This window comes from Nocardia sp. NPDC059240 (assembly GCF_042753865.1).
GTDB lineage: Bacteria > Actinomycetota > Actinomycetes > Mycobacteriales > Mycobacteriaceae > Nocardia.
This window is the reverse complement of the sequence record NZ_JBHZAC010000014.1, coordinates 117,661-135,082: the sequence shown is the minus strand read 5'-3', so window position 1 is coordinate 135,082 and position 17,422 is coordinate 117,661. Positions and strand designations below refer to the sequence as shown.

The following is a 17,422-nucleotide window of genomic DNA, read 5'->3' as shown; positions in this document are numbered from 1 at the left end:
AATGAACGTCACCGGACGAAAGGCCCCTCCCATGTCGACCGCAGTCGCGACCGCCCCGGCCCGCTCACCCGTCAAAGGCTGGCTGGCCGTCGGCGCGGTGGCCCTGGGCATCTTCTCCCTCATGACCTCCGAACTGCTGCCGGTGGGTCTGCTCACTCCCGTCGGGCAGGCACTGCATGTCTCCGAAGGCGTTGCGGGGCTGATGATCACCGTGCCCGGCCTGGTGGCCGCCCTCTCCGCGCCCCTGGTCACCGTCGTCACCGGACGGGTGGACCGCAGGATCGTGCTCGCGGTGCTCATCGGCCTGATGGGCGCGGCCAACCTGGCCTCCAGCCTCGCCACGAGTTTCGCCGTGGTGCTGCTGGCGCGGTTCCTGATCGGCATCGCGGTGGGCGGCTTCTGGTCCCTGGCCGGGAGCATTGCCCTGCGTCTGGTGCCCGAACACCATGTCGCCCGCGCCACCGCGGTGATCTTCGGCGGCGTCGAAACCGCCTCGGTCCTGGGCGTTCCCACCGGCACCTTCCTCGGCGACCTGAGCGGCTGGCGCACCGCCTTCGCGGTGGTCGGCGCGCTCGGCCTGGTATCGGTGGTGAGCATGGTGTTGCTGCTGCCGAGCCTGCCCGCCCAGCAGTCCATCCAGCTGCGCGATCTGCCAACGGTTTTCCGCTCGAACGCGGCCCTGCGCCTGGCGCTGCTGCTGACCTTCCTGGTCATCACCGGCCACTTCCTGGCCTACACCTTCATCCGCCCGATCCTGCACGACCACGGCATCGGCGCTACCGGGATGCTGCTGCTGGTCTTCGGTGTCGCCGGGATCTCGGGCAACTTCCTCGCGGGCGCGCTGGTCGCCAGAAGCCTGCGCGGCAGCACCATCGCCATCGTCGTGGCGCTCGGCGTCTCCCTGACGGTGCTCGCCCTGCTCGACACGAATACCCTTGCGGCCGCGGCGATCCTGACGCTCTGGGGTCTCGGCTACGGCGCCGTCCCCGTCACGTTCCAAACCCGGATCATGCGCGCTGCCCCCGACGCCACCGAAGCCGCCTCGTCCCTGTTCGTCTCGATCTTCAATCTGTCCATCGCGCTCGGCGCACTCGCCGGCGGCCTGGCCGTCGACCACGCAGGCCCGACCAGCGTCCTGTGGCTGGGCGGCGCACTACTCGCGCTCGCCTTGCTGGCCCTCGCCCGCCGGCCCGTGGTTCGATCGGAGGCATGACCGAGAGCGGGCAAGAGATGGTGGTGTCGGCGGAGCGAGAGATCGCGGCGGGGCCGGAGGCGATCTTCGAATTGATCGCGGATCCGGCCGAGCAGCCCCGCTGGGATGGGAATGACAATCTCGAAAGCGCCGCAGCGGGACAGCGGGTTCGGGCGGTGGGCGACGTGTTCGAGATGACGCTGACGCAAGGGGCGGTCCGGGAGAATCACGTGGTGGAGTTCGAGGAGGGGCGACGGATCGCCTGGCTGCCTTCGGAACCGGGGGCACAGCCGCCGGGGCATCTGTGGCGGTGGGAGCTGGAGTCGCTGGGGGAGAACCGAACTCGGATACGCCACACCTACGACTGGACGAACCTGCGCGACGAGAAACGGCTGGTGCGGGCGCGGGCCACCACCGCGGAGAAGCTGTTCGCGTCGCTGGATCGGCTTGCGGCGCTGGCCGAGAAGCAGTGAGTCGCAGGTCCCGGGCACTGATCGGGACCTGCACGTGATCGACCTGGCCTACCAAAACTCCTACACTGTCTGAGACGGGGTGGGGTTCTCGGTAGGAAGGAACGGCGACGTGGCCGGACTCAGGAGAAAAGGCATCGCCCGCATGGCGAAGGTGGCGAGCATTCCCGCGACGCTCATGGCGCAGCGGGTGGCCGCCACCGGCAAGAGCCTGCTGTCGGGTGCCGAACGTGGATCCATCACCGACGAGATGCTCGACAATGCCGCCGACCAGGTCTTCGCCGTGCTCGGGGAGCTCAAGGGCGGTGCGATGAAACTCGGCCAGGCGCTCAGCGTCGCCGAGGCCGGGGTGCCGCCGCGCTTCGCCGACCATTTCCGGGAGGCCCTGACCCGGCTGCAGCAGGAGGCCCCGCCCATGCCGGTGGCCGACACCCACCGCATGCTGGATCTGCAACTGGGCACCGGATGGCGTAAGCGCTTCACCAGATTCGACGACGCGCCGGTGGCCGCCGCCAGCATCGGGCAGGTGCACCGGGCGATCTGGCACGACGGCCGCGAGGTCGCGGTCAAGGTGCAGTATCCCGAGGCCGAGGAGTCGCTGCGCGCGGATCTCAAGATGCTGCAGATGGTTTCGGGCGCATTCAACACACTGCTGGCCGGCACCAACGCGCGGCAGCTCATCGAAGAGTTCCTGGCCCGCACGGAAGACGAGCTCGACTATCGCCTCGAAGCCGCGTATCAGCGCCGCTTCGCCAAGGGATTCGCCGGTGACCCACGGTTTTTCGTGCCGCGCGTGGTGGCCGCGGCCCCGAAGGTGATGGTCACCGAATGGATGGACGGCACCCCGCTCTCGCGCATCATCTCCGACGGGTCGCGGGCCGACCGCGACCGGGCCGGACTGCTGCTGGCCGAGTTCGCGCTGTGCTCACCGACCCGGATCGGCGCGCTGCACAGCGATCCGCATCCCGGGAATTTCCAGCTGCGACCCGATAATCGTCTGGGTGTCATCGACTTCGGTGCATGCACCGAGACCCCGGACGGTATCCCGCACGCGGTAGGGCGGCTGGCCCGTAGCGCGCTGGCGGGCGATTACGAGGCGCTCGAAGCGGTATTGCGCGCCGAGGGATTCGTGAAACCAGGCGCACCCATCGACATGGCCGTCATCGCGCGCCGCATCGAGCCGATCCGAGACCGCATCGACGGCCACGACTTTCATTTCAGCCGGGCGTTCCTGCAAGAAGAGGTGGCACGCTCACTGGAACCGGAGAACATCTCCCTGACCAATGCCCGCGCCCTGAAGGCCCCCGCCGACCGGCCCGAATACGCCATGCTCTCCCGTGTTCTGGGCGGCATCATCGGCATCTGCGCCCAGCTCGACGCGCAGGGCCCATTCCTCGAACTGGTCGAGAAATGGGTCCCCGAATTCGGTGACACTCAGGACGTCGCTTCCTGAAGCTCGCGCACCGAGGTGGTGGTGAACCGGTAGTCGCTCAACGGGAAATGCCGGTTCTCCCAGTACATTTCGAGCTGCGTCGACGGCCGGAACGCCGCGCCGTCACCCTGATAGTTGATGTAGTAGGTGTTCGAGCTGACGCAGCCCTGCGTGAACAGATGTGTCTTCTTGGCCCGCTCGTCCATACGTGCGAAGTACCGATCGTGCGGCTCCTGACGGACCTCCACCCGGGTCGCGCCCCGCCGCAGCGTCTCCTTGATGACGCGCGCGGCATGCGCCGAAGTCGACTCGATCAGCGGGATATAGGAGCCGGGCGCGTAGGCGTACGGCCCGACGATGAGGAAGGCGTTCGGGAACTTCGGCACCGAAACACCTTGGTACGCCTGGAAACGATGGGTATCCCAGAACTCGCCGAGTTCGAGTCCGTCGCGCCCGTAGATCGGATACGGCGGGGTGTAGCCCTTCTCCATGACCTTGAATCCGGTGGCGCACAATACCATATCGAATTCCCGTTCGCGGCCGTCGGCGCTGACGATGCCGGTCGGCGTGAATTGCTCGATAGCGTCGGTGACCAGATCCACGTGTGACCGGGTGAAAGTCTTGAAGTAGTCGTTGGAGATCGAGGGCCGCTTGCAGCCGAATCGATAGTCCGGGGTGAGCTTGCGGCGCAGTTCGCGGTCGCGTACCTGGCTGAAAAGATAAGCCTTCATGGCGGTTTCGGCGACCGTCAGACCGGCGGAGGTGATCCGCGGATAGTTCGAGATGGCCAGTCCCGCGCCCAGTCCGGCGTTCACGCCGACATTGCCGACCGTGCGGATGAGGTATTGCAGCGGCACGAAATTCAGCACCGCGTTCGCCGTGGCGCCCATGGGGAAGTCCGGTTTCGGGCCGATCCAGATGGCTCGGCGCTGATAGACCGTCAGCTGCGAAACATCCTTGGCCAGTTGCGGAATCGCCTGCAGCGCGGTGGCCCCGGTGCCGATCACCGCCACCCGCTTGCCGCGATAGTCGTAGTCGTGATCCCAGCGGGAACTGTGCATGATCTTGCCGGTGTAGTCGTCGATCCCCGAGATGTCCGGCTTGTGCGGCTGTTCGAGCCCGCCGACCGCGCCGATGACATGCCGCGCCGTGATCTCCGACCCGTCCTCGAGCCCGATCCGCCACAGATCGTGCTGCTCGTCGAACACGCCCCGCACCGCCCCCGCACCCAGCCGCAGTTTGTCCCGCAGCCCCTGCCGGTCGACGACTTCCTCGGCGTAGCGCTGCAATTCGACCCCGGGGGCGAAGAATCGCGACCACTGCGACCGCGGCTGGAAGGAGAAGTTGTACACCGGCGACGGCACATCCACGGCCACCCCCGGATAGGTATTGGCCAGCCAGGTCCCGCCGACCCGGTCCCACTTGTCGATGAGCACGAAATTCTCGACCCCGGCCCGGCGCAGTGCGACGCCCGCGCCGATGCCGCCCAGACCGGCACCGACGATCACGACCTCGTAGGTCGGTAACGGTGCGGAACCATTGCGAGAACCGTTGGTGGAACTCATGATGCAGACCTCATATCCAGAATCGATCGGATCAGAGCACCGGGGTCGTCGCCTGGGCGATGACCTCCGGAAGTTGTTGCCGCCGCAGCTTTCCCGCCGTCGTGCGTGGCAGTTCGGGCACGAAGACGATCTCGCGCGGCACCTTGTAATTGGCCAGGGTGGTCTTGATATGCCGTTGCAGCGCGGTCACACTCGTGCGTGAACCGTTCTTGAGCACCACGGCCGCCGCCAGTCGCTGCCCGAAATCGTCGTCGGGCACCCCCACCGCCCCCGCATCGGCGACGGCCGGATGCGCCAGCAGCGCCTCCTCGACCTCCTGCGGGAAGACGTTCTCACCGCCGGAGACGATCATGTCGTCGGACCTGCCGTCGATATAGAGCCGCCCCTCGGCATCGAAATGACCGAGATCGCCGGAGTCCATGTACTTTCCGACCATCTCCTTGGTGCGGCCGTCGCTGTAGCCGTGGAACATGCTCGGGTTCTTGTTGATGATGCGGCCGGTCACCCCCGGCGGCAGTTCGCGACCGTCGCGGTCGACGATGCGGATGTCCACGATCCCGGTCATCGGGCGGCCGACGGTCCCGGGCGCGGCTCGCAGATCCGCAGGGGTGGCCAGGGTTCCGGCCCCGGTCTCGGTGGAGGCGTAGCCGTTGAACAGGATGTCGCCGAATTCGTCCTGGAACGCGGTGGCCAGCCACGGCGGTAGCGGCGCGGCTCCGCACACCACCATGCGCAGGCTCTCCACGTGATAGCCGTGGCGGTCGGGCGGCGGCAGATCCATGATGCGTTTGAGCATGGTCGGCACCAGGCAGGCGATCTGCACACTGTGGCGTTCGATATCGGCGAGCACGGTCTCGGCGTCGAAACGCTCGTGCACCAAGGCCGTCGAGCCGAGCAGGAACGCGGCGGTGAGTGCGAGGAACCCGTAGGTGTGATGCAGCGGCGGCGCGATCACCATGGGCTGCCCGAGCCGGGGAATCGGTTCGACCCGAGCCAGATCCGCCAAGGCCAGCACCATGCGCGGGTGCAGCCCGGGCACGCCGGCCGCGCCCACACCCAGTTGCCGGGGCGCGCCCTTGGGGACCCCGGTGGTGCCGCCGGTCAGCAGGATGAGCGAGCCCCCGGTCGCGGGCCCACGCACCGGCGGGCCGCCCGCCGCGACCAGTTCCGCGACCGTCGGCAATCCGCCCGCCGCGCCGCGCACCACCGCGCGATGTCCGCTGTACCCGGATTTCTCGATCTCGCGGTGGAATTCGCCGTCGTAGAGCAGCACCTCGACGCGTTCACGCGTGAGTACCTCGCCGATCTGCGGCCCGGCGAAGCCGTAGTTCAACGGCACCAGATCCGCCGAGAGCCGCGCGGCCGCATACGTCGCCAGCACGAATCCGCGGTGATTGCGGCACAGCACCCCGACCCGCTGCCCGCGCCCCACACCCCAGCGCGCCCGCAGTGCCGCCGCGAGACGCTGGACCTGCCGATCCAATTCGGCGGCGGTGATCGGGCCGTCGTCGTCGATCATGGCCGGACGGTCCGGAAACCTCGCCGCGAACGCCGAGAGCGTGGTCGCCAAGCCGATACCGGCGCGTAAGGACAAGGCCAGGTGGGGAATCCGGGTCGGCGGCAGCAGGCCCAGCGCGCCACTGGCCGGAATCCAGCCCGCGACCGTCACGGCGTCGTCGAGCAGATTGACCGCCTGTTCCACCCGCCCGATCGGCCCGGCCCAGTCGACGGGGCGATTGTTCCAGTTGCCCGCCTTGGCGTAGAGCGTCAGCGCACGTTGCGCCGCACGGGAATTGTCGAGTGCGTAGGACAGCGGCGCGCTCGCCCGCTCCCACCACGGCCGGATCGCCAGCGGGCGATCCACGATCGCCCGGCACACCAGGCCCGCCGCCTCCTCGGTCGACATGCTCGGCGTGTAGCGGTAGATCCGGTAGGGCCCCAGCATGTCCGAGCGCACCAATTGCAAGTGCACGCTCGTGACGCGGATGCCGTCGGCCCGCAATTCCGGTGCGGCACCGCGAATCCAGGAGTTGAACGCCGACTTCGAGGCGATGTAGGCGGTCCAGCCGACGGCCGGGCCGTGCACCCCGGCGGTGCTGATATTGACGATGTGGCCTTGCCGCCGCGCCCGCATGGACGGCAGCAGGCTCAGCACCAGGCGCACCGGACCCAGATAGTTGATGTGCGCGGTGTCGTCGAAATTGTCCCAGCGGTCCAGGGAATCCGAGAGCCAGCGGCGAATGGATTTGCCCGCGTTGTTGACCAGCACATCCACGTGACCGTGATCGGCCAGCACCTGCTCGATCAACTCGGCGCAGGTGTCGGGATCGGACAGGTCCGCCGGATACGGGTGCACGGAACCCGGGAGATCGGCTGTCTCCGCACGCAATTCCTCCAGCTGGGCGGTGCGGCGGGCGACGGCGACGACCGTCGCGCCATTGGCGGCCAGCCGCAGCGCGGTGGCCCGCCCGACGCCCGAGGACGCGCCGGTCACGACGATCACCTTGCCGGTCACGGCAGGGGTCAGGCGGCGGTCGCTGATGCCGTATCCGGTGGCGCCCAGCGCGATCCGGACGGACTTGGGCAGTTCGATCATGGGCGCGACTTCCTTGTCGAGCGAGCGGCGTTCAGGCGGACAGACGGTCGAACTCGTAGTCCGAGAACGAGAATCGATGATGTGCGCGCCGCGCGGAGAAGAATCCTGTCGGACGGATATAGGTGCTGTCGCCCTGTGAATTGCGGTAGTACGTCGGCACGTGCGCGTTCAGTTCGGACAGGTAGTAGCGCATGGCCGCGCCGTGCCGGTAGATCCGGCGGTGATAGGCGTCGGCGACCTCCGCGCGGACCGCAACGAAGGTGGCTCCGCGCCGTCGCGCCTCCGAAATCGCCCGCACCGCATGGTCGGCCGTCATCTCGACGAAGGCGTGCCAGCCGCTGCCCGACCAGGAATACGGGCCCACCAGTGTCCACCGGTTGGGCAGGCCGGGCAGTGAGACGCTCTCGTACGCCTGCAGACCCTGCTCGGTGTAGTACTTGCCGAGATCCAGGCCATCCCGTCCGACCACCATGCCGGGCGTATAGGTCTCCGGATCGGAGAACACGTGATAGCCGGTGGCCAGCACGATCATGTCGAAGTCGCGTTCGGTGCCGTCGGTGGTGCGGATGCCGTTCGGGGTGAACCGCTCGATGGGTGTGGTCACCAGATCGACATTGGGCCGGTTGAAGGCCAGCAGGTACCCCGTATTGGCCGTCGGCCGCTTGGCGATCGGCCCGTAGTCGGGGGTCAGGCCCGCGCGAATCTCCGGGTCGCGCACCATGAGTCGCAGCAGCCCGCGATACCCGCGAATCGCGGCCGCATCGATGGCCCGCATAGTGGGCCGGACCAGCGGCATGGGCGCGTTCGACATGGTCCGCAGCGCGGCGTCGACCACCACCAGGGCCGCGCCGTGCACACCCGCCTGCACACCGGGGACGCGCAGCGCGGCCTGCACGGCACGCGGGATGCGCGGATTCGGTTTGGGCACACACCACACCGGGGTGCGCTGGTAGACCGCGAGACTGCCCACCGTGCCCGCGATCGCGGGGGTGATCTGCACGGAACTGGCCCCGGTGCCGATAATCGCGACCCGCTTGCCGAGCAGGTCGTAGTCGTCGTCCCAGTCCGATGGCCGCTGAATCTTGCCGCGGTACTCGGAAAGTCCCGCGATACCCGGATCCAGTTTGGGACTGATGAACGCGCCCACCGCGCTGATGACGAACCGCGCGGTCGTCACCCCGCCGCCCTCGAGTCGCAGGTTCCAGCAGTGGCGGTCCTCGTCCCACTCCTCCCCGGCGACCGCGGTGCCGAAGCGGAGGTGCGGATACAACCCGAAGCGCCGCGCCACCTCGATGTGATAGCGCTTCACCTCCGCACCGGAGGCGAACAGCCTGCTCCAGTTGGGATTCCGGGCGAAGGAGTACTGGTAGGCCAGCGACGGGATGTCGACTTCCAGTCCCGGATAGTGATTCTCGTGCCAGCTGCCGCCTACCTCGTCGGCCCGTTCCAGGATGACGAAGTCGCTCACCCCGGCCCGCTTCAGCTTGACGCCGGCCGCGATGCCGCCGGGCCCCGCGCCGATGACGGCCACCTCGTGGTCCGGGGCCGGGAGCTTGGTTGTGTCGGTGGCTGCCGTGTCTTTGGATGCAGTGGTCACGACGTGTGGACCTTCCGGACAGACTCCGGCGCTGCGCTGCGCCTGTCCCACCAGAGTAGGTCTGTCTGGGACAGTGATCAAGACCCGGTGTGGCAGCGATGATCTCGGGTCGTGCGAGGCGGGCTCAGCCCGCGGCGACATCCGAGGTCAGGATGCCCGCGCGGCGTCGCCGCACCGCGGAGAGATCCGTCGGCCGATCCGCGCGGGCCTGCGCGCGCAGTTGATACCGGTCCATCACCGCGCGAAACTCCGGCGACCAGCGCAGGATCTCATCGCGCATCGGTCCCGTCGTATCCAACTGGGCCACCAGCCCGAACAGAGTGACCAGCGCCCGCTGGAACGGCATCAGATACGCGGGCACCCCGAGTTGCCGATAGGCATTGCTCAATTTCGGGCTCACAGCGTCGAGCGTGCGGCCGCGCAGCCACTCGATATCCACCCGGAACGTGTCGTCGCGCAGGATCGCGGTGAACGGCAACAGCTTCGCGGCCAGCGCGGCGCTGTCCAGACCGCGGGGACCGTCGATGAATCCGTGCCTGCGCGCCACCGTATCGAGTTCGGCCGGGCCGCCGTTGATCAGCGCATCCGCGAGATCGTGGACCAGCGCCGGGAATTGGGCCGGGGGCCACGCCGGGCACGCCCCGAAATCCACCACGCCCAGGCGACCGTCGGGCAGCACCCGGAAATTACCGGGATGCGGATCGCCGTACAGCAGACCGGTCCGGGGCGCCGAGGACCAGAAGAACCGGATCGCGAGCATGCCCACCCGGTCCCGCTCCGCCGGTGCGCCCGAGGCGATCACGCGGGAGAGCGGAATGCCGTCCAGCCATTCGCTGATGATCACATCCCCGCGCTGGTCCACCACCCGTGGCACCCGGAAATCGGGATCATCGGCGTACGCCTCGGCGAAACGACGCTGATTCTCCGCCTCGGCCACGAAATCCAATTCCGCGCGCAGGCATTCGGCGAGCTCGTCCATTACCGCGGGGCCATCGGTGTGCGGCACGAAAACCGGTGCCAGCCAAGATAATCCGCGCAGCTGTCGCAGATCGCTGTCGATCGCGGCGCGCGCACCCGGGTACATCACCTTGACCGCCACCGGACGGCCGTCGTGCCAGATCGCGCGGTGCACCTGCCCGATGGTGGCCGAGGCGGCACGACGGTCGTCGAACTCGCGGAAACTGTCCCGCCAGTCCGGGCCCATCGACTCCGCCAGCACGGTGTGGACCGTGCGCGGCAGCATCGGCGGGGCCGAATCCTGCAGATCGCTCAGGGCCGCACGATACGGTCCGGCCAGTTCCGGCGGCAGCGCCAGCTCGTAGATGCCCAGGATCTGTCCCAGTTTGGCGGCGCAGCCCTTCAATTCGCCCAGCACGTCGGCCAAGTGCTGGGCGGTGCGCAGCTGGATCTCACGATCCACCTCGTCGGCCGGTCGCCCCAGCGCCCGCTTGCTCGCCCCGGCCACCCGTCGCCCGGCGAAGGCGATCGGCACGCCGGCCAGTTTGGCGGTGCGAACCGCCTTGCGGGCGGGCGGATTCCCGCCGATGTCGGCATCTCCTCGTCGAGCACCGCTGCGCCGAAAACTCATCGATATACCAACCCCTTGTGCGCCCGCCGATCACGTGCGCATCAAGGAAGTGTGCCACGAAGTGAAACCCGGCGGTACGGAGTGTTGGACGGAGCGGGACCGGTGTCTCGAATACTGGGAAGAGGGAGGTGAATTCGCCGCCGGATCAGGATTGCCGGGTGGCGACCAGGGCCAGATCGGTGAGGCGATGGGCGCGGGCGACCTCGGCGGGGGTGAACGGCTCGCCGGTGCGCAGGAAGGTCATCGGGGTCAGCCGGTCGGGATCGATCTCGAGCAGGGTGCCGCCCGGAACGCGGTCGGGGTCCGGATCCGGGACGTATTGCGCGCCGAGCAGTTCCGCGATCACCAGGGGCAGCTCGGTCGGGTCCGCGGCCACCCGGGCCGCCAAACCTAGGGCGCGGGTCTGGCCGTCCACCAGGGTCAGCGCCGAAGCGGGCCAGATGCCGACCGCGATGCCGCCCGCCCGGGAGACGGCATGGGTCAGCCGCGAGGAGCCGACATCGGAGGGTGCCGACACCACCAGCTCGTCGAGCACGCCGTTCTCCAGATGATGCACGTGCACGGCGAGGATATTGGCCCGCCGGTCGGCCAGCTGCTTGGCCAGCAGTTCCAGGCGGCCGGGCTTGTTGTCCAGGCGCACCCGGATGCGCCAGAGCTGCTCGGCGCTGTCGAGACGATGGCGGTGCTGCAGCTCGGGTCCGTGCAGCCAACGACCCAGGTAGCGCATCGCACCCGGCTCGACGACCCACATGACGAGAATCGTGGCGGCCACGGCGAGGATGGAGACCGTTGCCAGAAAAGGTAATTCGAGGTGGATGACCAGCGCGTGCAGGGCCAGTTCGACCGGCAGCGCCGCGGCCAGCTTGGCCAGCGCCATCCGGGTACGCGGAGGGTGGGGCAGTCGACCGCATACTTCGCACGCCAGTGCGTGAATCTCGGTTTGCCTCATATTCACCACAGTGCGGGAGCGAGATTTCCAGGCTGTGGTGTGGTGTAAAGACCCGGTGACGGAATCCGACAATTAGCTTGCGGCAGCACAGGATTGCGTGAACCGAGCCACACTCGCTCGAGAGCTGTGCCCCGGAGCACAGTATTTGCACGACGCGGAGGCTGATTCCCCGGGGGAACCGCGGTACCCATCGCGAGGGTCCCAATCCCGGTCGCGAACTCGAGAGCGCATCGAATTCGTCATGGCGCGCAAGGGCGTTGGACCACGGAAGGACAGCGGGCGCGCTGAGCTCGCTCGCGTGCGGCAGCTTCGGCCGGAATCGCTACTTGGGTGGTAGTGACCTGGCGTAATCGACCCCGCGGCGGACCCACTCGTCGAGCACGTCGTCGTCGGCGACGGCCTCGGTGGCGACGCGCAGCCAGCCGTTCATCTGCCTGCCGCCCATCACCATCGGCTCGACCGAACCCGCCCTCAGCAGGGCGCCCGACGTCTCCGGATCGGTGCGGACCATCAGCCCGCCCTTACCGCTGGCGGCGACCGCCATATTGCCGCCCACCAGGAAGGCCAGGCCGCCGAACATCTTCTTCTCGATCATGTGTGGCAGCTCCGGCCCGAGTGCGTCCCGGATCCGGTCGGCCAGCTTCTCGTCGTATGCCATACCCGCATTGTGACCCATGCCACCGACAGGTCCGCTCGGCGGCGGGACCGATAGCCGTCGGCTGGCTGGGGCACGGCGGGGTCCGGAGAGACCATTCCGGCAGGTGTGGGCCGGTCGTTCGTGAGGTACACGTTGTTGGTGGATGCCCCGCCGACCGTCGGTGTCGAAGAGGAGTTCCTCCTCGTGGATCCGCTCACCGGTGCGCCGGTCGGCCGCAACGCCGACGTCGCCCGCACCGCAGCGGATTTCGGCATGGACCTGCAATTGGAAATCATGCGGTGCCAGGTGGAAACCAGCACGCGCGTGCACACGAATACCGGTGAGCTACTTGCGGAATTGCGGGAACTGCGGCGCGGTGCCGCGGCCTCCGCCGAGAAGAACGACGCGCTGCTGCTGGCCGCCGCCGTACCGCCGACTATTCCCGACGAACTGTCCATCACCTCGACCCCGCGCTATCACCGAATCGCCGAGAACTTCGGCAGATTGGCGCACGAACAGGGCCTGTGCGGCTGCCACGTGCACGTCGCGGTCCCCGACCGCGCTGCCGCACTACAGGTGAGCAACTTCCTACGACCCTGGCTGCCGCTGCTGCTGGCGCTCACCGCCAACTCGGCCATCTACCGCGGTGGCGAAACCGGTTACGCCAGTTGGCGAAACATCCTGTGGCGGCGCTGGCCCAGCGCCGGCCCACCGCCCCACTTCGACTCGGTCGCCGCCTTCGACACGGCCGTGGAATCCATGCTCTCGCTGGGCGTCATCCTCGACCGCAAGATGGTGTATTGGGATGTGCGGCCCTCCACCACCTTTCCGACCGTGGAGGTCAGGGTCAGTGACGTCCCGGCCACCGCGGAGGAGTCGGCACTGCTGGCCAGCCTGGTGCGCGCCTGCGCGATGACCGCTCGCACCACCGATTTCGTGCCCGTGATCGCGGAAGATATTCTGCGCGCGGCCTATTGGAAGGCGGCCCACGAGGGCATGGACGGCGCGGCCATCGATCCTGTCGACGGCCGCACGGTACCGGTGCGCGAACTGCTCGACCAGCTCATCGACCGCATCCGGCCCGCGCTGCAGCAGCTGGGCGACCTCGACTTCGTCACCGAGGCCGTGGCTGCCCTGCTGCTGCGCGGTAACGGCGCACGCCGTCAGCTCATTGCCTTCCGAGCCCGAGGCGAGGTCACCGACGTGGTCGAGGAGCTCGCGGCCGCCACCATGGAGTGCTGCCGCTAGACCGCTACTTCCATTGAGAGGCGCCTTCGGTTGGAAGCCGTGCAACGTGTCCCCGGCATCGGCCTAATTGGCGGCACGGGCAGGCACCGTGGTTGGCACGGGAAACTGCGGGTTGACCGGCTGATAGATCTGTAGGAAGCGGTCGAGGTCCCTATGGTCCGGCTGCGGGTCGGCAGGCGTCGGCGCGTTTATCATCCCGGCGAGGACCAGACAGGGAGCGATGATAGGCACCAGCAGCCCCGCGATAGCGGGTCGCTGCCACAGTGGGCGGCCCGGATCCATCGGTAGCGTCGGTGCGCCCGGGATAGGTGGCGGCAGGCGCCGCAACCGCACACGGTTGATCGTATTCGCCAGCAGCGTGTTGGGATTGGAGACGAACGCCGAGAACGGCCCCCACCAGCCCTGAATCAGGCTGTCGCCGGTCATCTTCCGGAAGGACGCCAGCCCGCAGTCTCGACAGAAGGGGCCCATCAGCTTTCGGTACCGGCTGATCACGAACATGGCGCGGTGCGCGTGGAAGTCCAGATCGATGGCGGGAGTGGCACCACAGTGGTTGCAGTAAACACCGTTGGCTTCCGGTGATTTCGCAACAAGTTGCGCATACTCGGATTGTGTTGCGCTGAAAGATGATTTGGGCGTGTACAAGCTGGATACCCCCCTGGGTGGAGCTGGAAACCGCCGTATTGAAACACATCATCGTGGCAATCGCAGATTCCAGCCTTGGCACCCATCGGGGATCAGGGCATCGGTTGGTCGTCCCGGATCATGTCGTAGTTGACCTTCGTGCCTTCGACATTGGTGGTCTTGGCGGTGACACCCCAACGGGTGCCGTCGGTTTCGGTCACCACGCAGCGGATGCTGGCGCCGGTGGCGCCGCGCAGCAGGCCGTTGCAGGTGGAGGCTTGCGGGGCGGTGCCTACCTGCTGAACGTAGAAGTTCGAGACACTGGAGGCGACGTCCTCGGGGGAGACGTAGGCGTCGTTGAAGTTCAGGTCGTAGTAGACGTCCTTGCCGTCGACCTTGGTGACCTTCGTGGTGATGACCCAGTTCTGTCCGTCGGCGGCGGTCGCGGTACAGGTTTGGGTGGCATCCACCTTGGCGGCGAGATCGCCGTCGCAGGACACGGTCTTCGCGTCCTCGTGTGACTTGTCCTTGTAGAAGCTGCTGACCTTGGTCTGTACATCACTCTTGGTGACCGAGCCGGAACCGGAGGTGGAGGAACAACCCACGGCGAGGAGCGGCACAAACGTCAGAGCCAGCGCGGCTGTAGCTTTTCTCATGGACAACTCTAGGCGCGGATTCGCTGGGAAATTCTTGTGAATGAGATTGCAAAACCGGCGAATCCGGCGTGTCCGCCGGTGGCACGCCGAAGTAGGGGGCTGGTTAGGGAGCTTGACAGTGGTCCGGTCCGCCGTAGGTCGCGGACCGGACCACCGATGATCAGCGCAGTTACTGCTGGCGCCACTCCTCCAGCTGCGGGGATTCCGCACCGATGGTGGTGGATTCGCCGTGGCCGGTGTGCACCAGGGTCTCCGGCGGCAGGGTCAGCAGGCGGTCGGCAATCGAATCGACGATGGTGCCGTAATCCGAGAACGACCGACCGGTCGCACCCGGGCCGCCGTGGAACAGGGTGTCACCGGTGAAGACCGCACCCAGATCCGGCGAGTGGAAGCAGACCGCGCCCGGTGCGTGACCCGGCGTGTGCAGCACATGCAGTTCGGTCCCGCCGACCGCGATCACCTGCTGGTCCGACAGCTCGCCGTCCGGCTTCACATCCGGATGCGTCTGCTGCCACAACACCATGTCCTCGGGATGCATGAGCACCGGAGCGCCCGTGGCCTTGGACAATTCGGGTGCCACCCGAATGTGATCGTCGTGCGCGTGGGTGACCAGGATGGCCTTCACCGTGCGGGTGCCGATCACGTCCAGGATGGCCGCGACATTGTGCGGGGCGTCGATGACGACGCACTCCAGATCGTCGCCCACCACCCAGACATTGTTGTCGACATCGAAGGTCTCGTTGTCGAGGCTGAAGGTGCCGACGGTGACGGTGTGGTCGATATGCGCCATCAGAACACCACCACCGAGCGCAGCACGTCACCGTGATGCATCTTGGTGAAGGCTTCCTCGACCTCGCCGAGGGCGATGGTCTCCGACACGAAGCCGTCCAGGTCCAGACGGCCCTGCTTGTAGAGCTCGATCAGGTACGGGAAATCCCGCGACGGCAGGCAGTCGCCGTACCACGAGGACTTCAAAGACCCACCGCGCGAGAAGAAATCGATGAGCGGCATATCGAGGGTCATGTCCGGGGTGGGCACACCCACCAGGACCACGGTGCCGGCCAGATCCCGCGCGTAGAAGGCCTGCTTCCAGGTCTCCGGGCGGCCGACCGCATCGATCACGACATCCGCGCCGAAACCGTCGGTGAATTCCTGAACCTGTTCCACCGCATCCTCTTTCGAGGCGTTCACGGTGTGGGTGGCACCGAAACCGGTGGCCCACTTCAGCTTCCGCTCGTCGAGGTCGACGGCGATGATGGTGGTCGCGCCCGCCAGCTTGGCACCGGCGATCGCGGCATTGCCGACACCGCCGCAGCCGATCACCGCGACCGAATCGCCACGGCTGACCGCGCCGGTGTTGATGGCCGCACCCAGACCCGCCATCACACCGCAGCCCAGCAGGCCCGCGGCGGCCGGAGAGACGCTCGGATCCACCTTGGTGCACTGCCCGGCATGCACCAGGGTCTTCTCGGCGAACGCGCCGATACCCAGCGCCGGGGTGAGCGGGGTGCCGTCGGTCAGCGTCATCGGCTGCGCGGCATTGAAGGTCGAGAAGCAGTACCAGGGCTTGCCCTTACGACAAGCGCGACACGATCCGCAGACCGCCCGCCAATTGAGGATGACGAAATCCCCGGGCTCCACATCGGTGACGCCCTCGCCCACCGATTCCACGATGCCCGCCGCCTCGTGCCCGAGGAGGAAGGGGAATTCGTCGTTGATGCCGCCTTCGCGGTAATGCAGATCGGTGTGGCAGACCCCGCAGGCCTGCACCTTCACCACCGCTTCGCCCGGACCCGGGTCCGGGATCACGATATCGGTGACTTCCACGGGAGCGTTCTTGGAGCGTGCGATGACGCCGCGCACGATTTGTGACAACGAAATTCCTTCCTGGCCGACCGCAATGCCCTCGACTATGGCAGGCGAATTCGCCCACGTCATCTAGTACCCCGGGTCACACAGAACGAATCCGGTTGTGGCTTATCACAAGAGGGCTTGCGCCGCGCCCTCGGCAATGGTCGTGGCGACCAGGCTCAGGGCGGGCGAATCCAGCTTCCACTGCTGCCAGTAGAGCGGGACGTCCACGAATACCTTGTCATCCAGCGGAACCAGGTCGTCCTCGGGGCGAATCATGATGTCGGGGATCATGCCCCAGCCCAGGCCGACCCGGACCGCGTCGTTGAATCCGGCCGAGGACGGGATGTAATGGCGCGGCGGGTCGACCGGTTTGCGGGTGTAGTGGCGCATGAGGCGGAACTGCAGATCGTCCTTGCGGTCGAAGAGCACCACCGGCGCGTGCGCGAAGGATTTCGCATTCGCGCCGTCGGGGAACCAGGTGCGGGCGAATTGTGGTTGGGCCATGGGGCGATAGCGCATCGCGCCGAGTCGTCGCACCGTGCAGCCCTGGACCGGGGCGGCGGTGGAGGTGATGGCGGCCATGACGGTGCCGTCGCGCAGCAGGCGGGTGGTGTGTTCCTCGTCCTCGCGGTGGATTTCGAAGCAGATACCGGGGGTCGCGCGGCCGAGGGCGTCGATGACCCAGGTTTGTAGTGAATCCGCATTGACGGCAATGGGAATCACGACCGGGCGGTCGGTGGGTTGATGGGCGTCGCCGAGTTCGCGGGCGGTGTCACCGGTGAGCAGTTGGATCTGGCGGGCCAGGCGCAGCACGGTGAGCCCGGATTCGGTGGGCTGCACGGGTTTCGTACGCTGCACCAGGATCCGCCCGGCCGCGTCCTCCAGCGCCTTGATGCGCTGGCTGATCGCTGACGGGGTCACGCTGAGTTTGCGGGCGGCGGCGTCGAAGGTGCCCTCGCTGATGACGGCATCGAGGGCGCGCAGTTGATCCAGCTGCAGGTCCATATTAAGAAA

The 17,422-nt window shown here is 67.3% G+C and carries 15 protein-coding genes; 4 read left to right on the top strand and 11 right to left on the bottom strand.

The features are described 5' to 3' along the window. Positions 1 to 31 precede the first annotated feature (31 nt). The 3 genes from ACFXHA_RS38325 (at position 32) to ACFXHA_RS38315 (ending at position 3,115) form a co-directional block, all read left to right on the top strand. Positions 32 to 1,213, top strand: coding sequence for an MFS transporter (locus ACFXHA_RS38325; protein ID WP_379365091.1), 1,182 nt, complete (start codon positions 32 to 34; stop codon positions 1,211 to 1,213). Next, positions 1,210 to 1,665, top strand: coding sequence for an SRPBCC family protein (locus ACFXHA_RS38320; RefSeq protein WP_379365089.1), 456 nt, complete (start codon positions 1,210 to 1,212; stop codon positions 1,663 to 1,665). The genes ACFXHA_RS38325 and ACFXHA_RS38320 overlap by 4 nt, the downstream gene beginning before the upstream one ends. Before the next feature lie 109 nt (positions 1,666 to 1,774). Continuing rightward, entirely contained in the window at positions 1,775 to 3,115 is a 1,341-nt protein-coding gene (locus tag ACFXHA_RS38315; RefSeq protein ID WP_379365087.1) for an ABC1 kinase family protein, read from the top strand. On the opposite strand, the gene ACFXHA_RS38310 is transcribed toward ACFXHA_RS38315, so the two are convergent. The 6 genes from ACFXHA_RS38310 to ACFXHA_RS38285 form a co-directional block, all read right to left on the bottom strand. After that, positions 3,097 to 4,659 carry a flavin-containing monooxygenase gene (locus ACFXHA_RS38310; RefSeq protein WP_379365085.1) on the bottom strand — a complete coding sequence of 521 codons (1,563 nt, stop codon included), beginning with the start codon at positions 4,657 to 4,659 and terminating at the stop codon, positions 3,097 to 3,099. The genes ACFXHA_RS38315 and ACFXHA_RS38310 overlap by 19 nt on opposite strands. 31 nt (positions 4,660 to 4,690) lie before the next feature. Next, a complete protein-coding gene (locus ACFXHA_RS38305) occupies positions 4,691 to 7,255 on the bottom strand; it encodes an SDR family NAD(P)-dependent oxidoreductase (protein ID WP_379365083.1) in 2,565 nt (854 codons plus the stop codon). Between the two features lie 31 nt (positions 7,256 to 7,286). Beyond that, complete coding sequence (locus ACFXHA_RS38300; RefSeq protein WP_379365081.1) at positions 7,287 to 8,852, bottom strand: flavin-containing monooxygenase; 1,566 nt, start codon at positions 8,850 to 8,852, stop codon at positions 7,287 to 7,289. A 124-nt stretch (positions 8,853 to 8,976) separates the two neighbouring features. Next, positions 8,977 to 10,440 (bottom strand): ABC1 kinase family protein, encoded by a 1,464-nt coding sequence (locus ACFXHA_RS38295; protein WP_379365079.1) that lies wholly within the window; start codon positions 10,438 to 10,440, stop codon positions 8,977 to 8,979. 145 nt (positions 10,441 to 10,585) lie between these two features. After that, positions 10,586 to 11,317 carry an amino acid-binding protein gene (locus ACFXHA_RS38290; protein WP_379365078.1) on the bottom strand — a complete coding sequence of 244 codons (732 nt, stop codon included), beginning with the start codon at positions 11,315 to 11,317 and terminating at the stop codon, positions 10,586 to 10,588. Between the two features lie 394 nt (positions 11,318 to 11,711). Then, positions 11,712 to 12,047: a TfoX/Sxy family protein gene (locus tag ACFXHA_RS38285; RefSeq protein WP_379365076.1), complete on the bottom strand. Its 336-nt coding sequence runs from the start codon at positions 12,045 to 12,047 to the stop codon at positions 11,712 to 11,714. A gap of 138 nt (positions 12,048 to 12,185) precedes the next feature. Between ACFXHA_RS38285 and ACFXHA_RS38280 the strand changes: the two genes are divergently transcribed. Continuing rightward, entirely contained in the window at positions 12,186 to 13,274 is a 1,089-nt protein-coding gene (locus ACFXHA_RS38280) for a glutamate--cysteine ligase (protein WP_379365315.1), read from the top strand. 63 nt (positions 13,275 to 13,337) lie between these two features. Here ACFXHA_RS38280 and ACFXHA_RS38275 read toward each other — a convergent pair whose 3' ends face one another. The 5 genes from ACFXHA_RS38275 to ACFXHA_RS38255 form a co-directional block, all read right to left on the bottom strand. Then, positions 13,338 to 13,919, bottom strand: coding sequence for a hypothetical protein (locus tag ACFXHA_RS38275; protein WP_379365074.1), 582 nt, complete (start codon positions 13,917 to 13,919; stop codon positions 13,338 to 13,340). A gap of 92 nt (positions 13,920 to 14,011) precedes the next feature. Then, a complete protein-coding gene (locus ACFXHA_RS38270) occupies positions 14,012 to 14,554 on the bottom strand; it encodes a DUF4333 domain-containing protein (RefSeq protein WP_379365072.1) in 543 nt (180 codons plus the stop codon). A gap of 169 nt (positions 14,555 to 14,723) precedes the next feature. Beyond that, on the bottom strand, positions 14,724 to 15,344 hold the full coding sequence (locus ACFXHA_RS38265; RefSeq protein ID WP_379365070.1) for an MBL fold metallo-hydrolase: 621 nt from the start codon (positions 15,342 to 15,344) through the stop codon (positions 14,724 to 14,726). After that, complete coding sequence (locus ACFXHA_RS38260; RefSeq protein WP_379365068.1) at positions 15,344 to 16,429, bottom strand: S-(hydroxymethyl)mycothiol dehydrogenase; 1,086 nt, start codon at positions 16,427 to 16,429, stop codon at positions 15,344 to 15,346. Before ACFXHA_RS38260 ends, ACFXHA_RS38265 begins: the two co-directional genes overlap by 1 nt. A gap of 105 nt (positions 16,430 to 16,534) precedes the next feature. After that, positions 16,535 to 17,413 carry a LysR family transcriptional regulator ArgP gene (locus ACFXHA_RS38255; RefSeq protein ID WP_379365066.1) on the bottom strand — a complete coding sequence of 293 codons (879 nt, stop codon included), beginning with the start codon at positions 17,411 to 17,413 and terminating at the stop codon, positions 16,535 to 16,537. Positions 17,414 to 17,422: the final 9 nt, after the last annotated feature.